Origin of the sequence: Nocardia sp. NPDC004604, from assembly GCF_040609795.1 — a bacterium.
Taxonomy (GTDB): domain Bacteria; phylum Actinomycetota; class Actinomycetes; order Mycobacteriales; family Mycobacteriaceae; genus Nocardia.
Genome location: NZ_JBEXLC010000073.1, coordinates 36,523 through 43,038 on the forward strand (window position 1 = coordinate 36,523; position 6,516 = coordinate 43,038).

Annotated in this window: 3 protein-coding genes; 2 read left to right on the forward strand and 1 reads right to left on the reverse strand. The window is 69.2% G+C overall.

The window, feature by feature from the left end:
• Nucleotides 1-5: 5 nt before the first annotated feature.
• Nucleotides 6-791, reverse strand: coding sequence for an alpha/beta fold hydrolase (locus ABZW16_RS25240; RefSeq protein ID WP_354958481.1), 786 nt, complete (start codon nt 789-791; stop codon nt 6-8).
• 147 nt (nt 792-938) lie between these two features.
• On the opposite strand from ABZW16_RS25240, the gene ABZW16_RS25245 reads away from it, so the two are divergent.
• Entirely contained in the window at nt 939-5,045 is a 4,107-nt protein-coding gene (locus ABZW16_RS25245; RefSeq protein WP_354958484.1) for a PD-(D/E)XK nuclease family protein, read from the forward strand.
• 73 nt (nt 5,046-5,118) lie between these two features.
• Nucleotides 5,119-6,516, forward strand: a 1,398-nt coding sequence (locus ABZW16_RS25250; protein ID WP_354958483.1) for an ATP-dependent helicase, incomplete at its 3' end; no start/stop codon positions are given.

Genomic DNA, 6,516 nt, shown 5'->3' on the forward strand with positions numbered 1-6,516 from the left:
CGGACTCACAGTACCGATCGGATCAGCGCCGCGGTCTCGGCCGGTCGGGCCTGGGCGACCATATGATCGCAGTCCCATTCGAGCATGGTCAGATTCGCGCCGAGATGCTCGGTGAGCGCGGCCCGGAACTCCGGCGTCACGAAGGGCGGTACCACCTTCATGGCCTGCACCAGGACCGTGGGCAGGTCGGCGGGTGGCAGCACATAGTGCCGGGCCAGCTGGCCCCAATAGGAATTGATGGCGGGCAGGCTGATCCGCCAGCCGACGCGGCCGTCGGCGGTCGGCATCAGATGTTCGGCGAGTTCGGCATCGAGCAGGCGCGGCTCCACCTCGCCCCAGCCGGTGGAGATCTTGTCCTGACGAGCGTGCTCGACGGTGTCGTAGTCCGGTGAGGCCAGACTGGACAGCGCGATATCCATCAGGCGCTCCGGCTCGAGCGCGATGGCCGAATCGAGCAGGATCAGTTTGCGAACCAGGTGCGGATGGTGGCGGACCAGGTGCAGTGCGCAGGCTCCGCCGAACGAATGCGCGACCACCACCACCGGCTCGTCGGCCTCCGCGGTCAGCAGTTCGACCAGATCCTCGACGATGGCCTCGAAGTTCCATGGCGGCAGCGCCGGCGAGCGGCCGTGTCCGCGCAGGTCGGGGGCGATGATCCGGATATCGGGCAGATGTCGGGTCGCCAGATCCTCCCAGCGTTTGCCGTGACCGGTCACACCATGCAGGGCCAGGACTTTCGGTCCGTCCGCGGGGCCGTACCGATACACATGAAGAGGCGACACAAGACTCATATTGACGTATATCGAAACCCATCGCAGACCGAGGCATGTGTTCGACCTCACCGACGCGTGAATCGGCCGCATGGTGTGTCGGGGGTGTCTGTTGCAATAGCCCGCGTGGTGCGATCGGATAGCGCGGTGCGACTTGTTCGCCGAAATATGGCGGCACCCCCGACTCTGGTCTGGGGTGCCGATGTCCGCGCGCTGTTCGACGCCGCCGCCATCGTCGGCCCGATTCGACCGGGCTGGCGGCCCTGGCAGGTGCTCGGCGGCCCCGGCACCGGTAAGACGGCGCTGCTGATCGATCTGGCCGCCGAGCGCATCGCCGCGGGCGCCGATCCGGAATCGGTGCTGGTGCTGACCCATTCGAAGCAGGCGGCGAGTACGGTGCGCGACGCGATCACCGCGCGGCTGAGCGGCCCGGACACCGCGGAGGGTGGTGTGCCCGGCGCCACCAGGGAGCCGCTGGTGCGGACGCTGCACTCTTACGCGTTCTCGGTCTTGCGCAGACATGCCAGCGCGCACGGCAATCCGCCGCCGCGTTTGCTGACCGGTGCCGAGCAGGACGCCGTCGTGCGTGAAATGCTGCGCGGCGATCTGACCGATATCGTGGCCGGGGCCGGCAACCTCTGGCCGGAAAGGTTGCAGCCAGCGCTCGGCCTCGGTGGCTTCGCCGAACAGTTGCGCGATCTCATGCTGCGGGCCACCGAACGCGGACTCGGACCCGAGGATCTGGTGCGGCTGGGCCGCGAGCACGGGCGGCCGGAGTGGGTGGCGGCGGGTAAATTCGCGGTCCGTTACGAACAGTCGATGCTGCTGCGCTGGTCGGTCGGGGTGGAGGCGCCCGAGGCGACCGCACCGGCATTGGATGCGGCCGAACTCGTCGGCGCGGCCTTGGACGCGCTGGCCGGTGACGCGGATCTGCTTGCGGCCGAACGAAATCGGATTCGATACCTGCTGGTCGACGATGCACAGCATCTGGATCCGCAGGCCGCGCTGCTGGTCCAGGTGATGGGTACCGCCGCGCACACCGCGGTCGTCGCGGGCGATCCGGATCAGGGGGTATTCGCCTTCCGCGGTGCCGACGCGCGCTTCGTCGCCGATCTGGCGGCGCCGGACGGACAGCGAATCATCCTGCGGGACAACCACCGATCGGGCGGCCAGGTACAACTGGCCGTCGCGCGGATCGCCGCGAAATTGCCCGGCAGTGCGCCACAACGCTTTTCGGCACCCGGTCATACGGTCGAGCCAACGGATGACGGCACCGAGGTGCGGGTGCGGGTGCTGGCCACCCCGGCCAAGGAGGCCGCCCTGATCGCCGATCATTTGCGGCGCGCGCACCTCACCGACGGTGTTGCGTGGTCGCGGATGGCGGTGATCGTCCGCTCGGTGCCGCTGTCGCTGGCACCGCTGCGCCGTGCCCTGCTCGCGGCCGGAGTGCCGGTGCAGCAGCCCACGCTCGACGCGCCATTGGCCCGGCGGCGCGGTGCGGCCTGGATGCTGCTCGCGCTGCGGTCGGTGCTGGCCGAGGAGGCACAGCGTCGTGGACGGCGGCGCTCGGCCGAGGCGATGTTCTCGGCGGAGGACGCGTTGGATCTATTGGCCGGACCATTGGGCGGAGCCGATCAGATCACCCTGCGTCGATTGCGTCGCGGTATTCGGCGCAGTGTGCTGGAGGCCGCACGCACTGAAATCAAGACCGCGCTTGGGCGCGTGAGTTCCGTGCCCGACGGTGAACCCGATTGGACCGCTGCGGATTTCCCGTCGGATGTTGGTGGGGATCTGCCGCCCGATGAGGCGGATTTCCTGCCTGATGGGGCGGATCTGCTGCCCGGTGCGGCGGATCTGCTGCCGGACGAGGCGGGTGTCGGCAATACCGATGTCCGACGCGATATCGCGACGGCCGAGCGGAGCATCGGCGAAACCGAACGGATCGCCGACGATGCGGATTGGTACGGCATCGAGCCGGAATGGAATCTGCGCGAGTCCGAATGGCAGGGCGAGCGTCCCGAATCGGACGCCGATGAGTACGAATCGGACAGCGCGACAACAGAAGACGCTGGCGCCGCTGGGAGAGATGCCGAAGCGGCCCGGCACGGCGCGGACCGCGTGGACGAGCCCAGCGGTGGTGCGACCGCCCATCCGAATGCGGCCGAATCGCGTACGGACGATGCCGAACGGGTCGTGCGGCGAGCCGATCAGAGTGGTGCGCAGTCGCAACATGCCGGGTCGGGCGAGGCCGAATCGAGTTCCGACGACGCCGATGGGATTGTGTGGCGAGCCGATCAGAGTGGCGCGGAGCCGCAACATGCCGGGTCGGGCGAGGCCGAATCGAGTTCCGACGACGCCGATGGGATTGTGTGGCGAGCCGATCAGAGCGGCGCGCAGCCGCAACGTATCGGCGGGCAGACCGGATCAGCCGAGGCCGCATCCGACCCGGCCGATTCCTGGCGCGCCTACGTCGACAAATCCTCCGCGGAGGTGTTGCGTGACCTGCTGGTCGGGCGCGTGGACCGCGCAATCACACAGCGGCTCACCGATGTCGAGGCCGCACCGCTGAAGCGGGTCTTCGACGCCCTCGACCGGGCCGCCAAGACCCGGCGCCGCGGTGCCGGTCTGGAGGATGTGCTCTGGGCGCTGTGGACCGGATCGCGGCTGGAGCGGCGCTGGGTCGCGCAGTCCGAGCGCGGCGGCGCAGCGGGCATGCAGGCCGACCGCGACCTCGATGCCGCGGTCGGATTGTTCGACGCCGCGGCCGCCTATGTGGACCGGCTGCCGCGCGCGAGTATTGGGGGCTTCGTCGAATACCTTGTACAGCAAGAGATTCCGCACGACACCAGAGCACTGACCGCGCCGGGGGATGCGGTCGCGCTGCTCAGTGCGCACGCATCGGCGGGCCGGGAGTGGGACGTGGTCGCGGTGGCTGCGGTACAGGAAGGCATTTGGCCGAATCCGCGCCCGCGCGGCACCCTGCTGCAGACCGAGGATCTGGTCGACCTCACCGCGGGCATTATCGACGCGGGTGATGTGGTCAGCCGCGCAGCCCCGATCATGGCCGAGGAGCGCAGGCTGCTGCTGGTCGCGTGCAGCCGGGCCCGGCGCTCACTGCTGGTCACCGCGGTGGAATCGGTATCGGGCGAACGCGATCTGGTGCCGTCCCGATTCCTCGCCGAACTCCTCGGCCATGACGATGACAGCGAGCCCGGCGCATTACCGATCGCCGATCCGGGGCGCGCCCTGGTCATGCATGCGCTGGTGGCCGAATTGCGCGGTGTGGTCTGCGATTCCGAGGCCGATCCGGCGCGCAGGCGCCGCGCCGCGCATCAATTGGCCCGGCTGGCACATGCGGGCGTACCCGGTACGCATCCGAACGAGTGGTACGGCACCACCGATCTCAGCTCATCGCGTTCGCTCTGGGACGAGGACGAGACCGCGGTCGCCTTGTCCCCGTCCACCGTCGAGCTGCTGCGCACCTGCCCGCTGCGCTGGGCGCTGGAACGACACGGTGGCACCGATGGTGACAACCCGCACGCCGTCAAGGGCAATCTGGTGCACACCCTCGTACAGGCGCTGGCGGGCAAGGTGCCCGAACCGCAGGTCCGCGCGGCATTGGACCGGGCTTGGGAGGCCATCGATCCCGGCACCGGCTGGCATTCGCGCCAGGAACTGCGCCGCACCGAGGCCATGTTGGAGACATTCATGGCCTGGGTGCGCAATACCCGCGGTGAGCTGACCCAGGCCGGGGTCGAGGTTCCGGTCGACTGTGTGCTGCCCCCGCGCACCGAAGAGGAACGCGCCGTTCGGATCCGGGGCCGGGTCGACCGGCTCGAGCGCGACGCCTTCGGGCGGTTCGTCATCGTCGATGTCAAGACCGGCAAGTCGCCGGTCACCAAGCAGGCCGCCGCCGACCATGCCCAACTCGCCACCTATCAGGTGGCCGCCGCCGCTGGCGCGCTCGACATCGCCGTGGAATCCGACAGTGCGCGCGATGAATCCGACACTGCGCGCGATGAATCCGCGGCCGAACCCGGTGGCGCGCGGCTGGTCTATGTTGCCAAACCGAGCAGCAAGGAGGGTGCCACCCAGCGCATGCAGCCCGCCCTCGATGCCGAGGCGCTCGAGAAATGGCGTGGCACAATTCACGATGCCGCGGCCGCCACCCAGGGCCCGAGCTATCTCGCCATGCGCAATGACGGCTGCAGGCACTGCTCGGTGGCGGGCAGCTGCCCCGTCCAGGACACCGGAAGGCAGGTGACCGACGAGTGAGCGAACGCAGTGAGCGAACCATGTGCCAGCGCGCGTCGCGCATGCCGGAGCTGAGCGTCAGCGAGGCGCAGGCATGAGCGGTACCGTCTCGCCGAACCGGCTCGCGGAGGCGCTCGGCCTCCCGCCGCCCACCGACGAGCAGGCCGCCGTGATCTCGGCCGCACCGGGTCCGACCTTGGTGGTGGCCGGTGCGGGCGCGGGCAAAACCGAGACCATGGCCGCGCGCGTGGTGTGGATGGTCGCCAATCGCCTCGTGCTGCCCGATGAGGTACTCGGTCTGACCTTCACCCGAAAAGCCGCCCAGCAGTTGACCTCCCGCATCCGCACCCGGCTGGCCCGGCTGGCCGGTTCCCCGCTGCTGCGCGAACTCGACACCGGCGGTGAGCTGCGCGCCCAGCTCTCCGGGGCGGAACCCGAGATCAGCACCTATCACTCGTACGCGGGGCGGCTGCTCACCCAACACGGTCTGCTGCTGCCGGTGGAACCCTCGGCGACCTTGCTGACCGAAACCCAGCTCTGGCAACTCGCGCACCAGGTGGTCCGCAACTGGGACGGTGACCTCGATACCGAACGCACCCCGGTCTCGGTCACCGAGGCGGTGCTGGCCCTATCCGGTCAACTCGCCGAACATCTGGTGGAGCCCGAACAACTCGCCGAGGCCCACACCGAACTCGAAAAGCTGGTGCACACCCTGCCCGCGGGTCCGCGTCAACGCGGCGGACCGAGCCAGGCCCTGCAGAACATCGTGCAGGTGCAGCGCGAACGCGTTGCGCTGCTACCCCTGGTCAAGCAGTTGGCCGAGGCGTTGCGCCGCCGCGGCGCACTGGATTTCGGCGCCCAGATGTCGCTGGCCGCCCGCCTCGCCGCCGAACATCCCGAGGTCGCCGCCGCCGAACGCGCCCGCTTCCGTCTGGTCCTACTCGACGAATACCAGGACACCGGCCACGCCCAACGCATCCTGCTCGCAGCACTGTTCGGCGGATCGCCACCGCAACCGCACACCAAACGGTCGCGAAAGGCCACCGCCCCATCGCAGTCCACCGTTGACACCGGGGCTGATCGGCTCTCGTTGTCAGATGCGCCGATCGACCGGGACGTTCGCTCCGGCGGCCCTGGTTCCGCCCGGGGTGAGTTCGATGCTGGTGGAGGCGGCCCTGGTTCCGCCCGGGGTGAGTTCGATGCTGGTGGAGGCGGCTTCGGCTCCACCAGAGGTGAGTTCAACGCTGGTGAAGGCGGCTCCGGCTCGCACCGAAGTGTGCCCGACGCTGGCGGAAGCGACTCCGGCGCCCACCGGGCCGACCCCGATGTTCGCCGGAGTGACGGCGGTCCGATGCGGGGGCATCGGTCGGATGCGGAGCAACGGGCAAGCAGTCGTGGCGAACAGCGACTGGCGGTGACAGCTGTTGGTGATCCGATGCAGTCGATCTACGGCTGGCGCGGCGCGTCCGCCGCCAACCTGCCCAGATTCGCC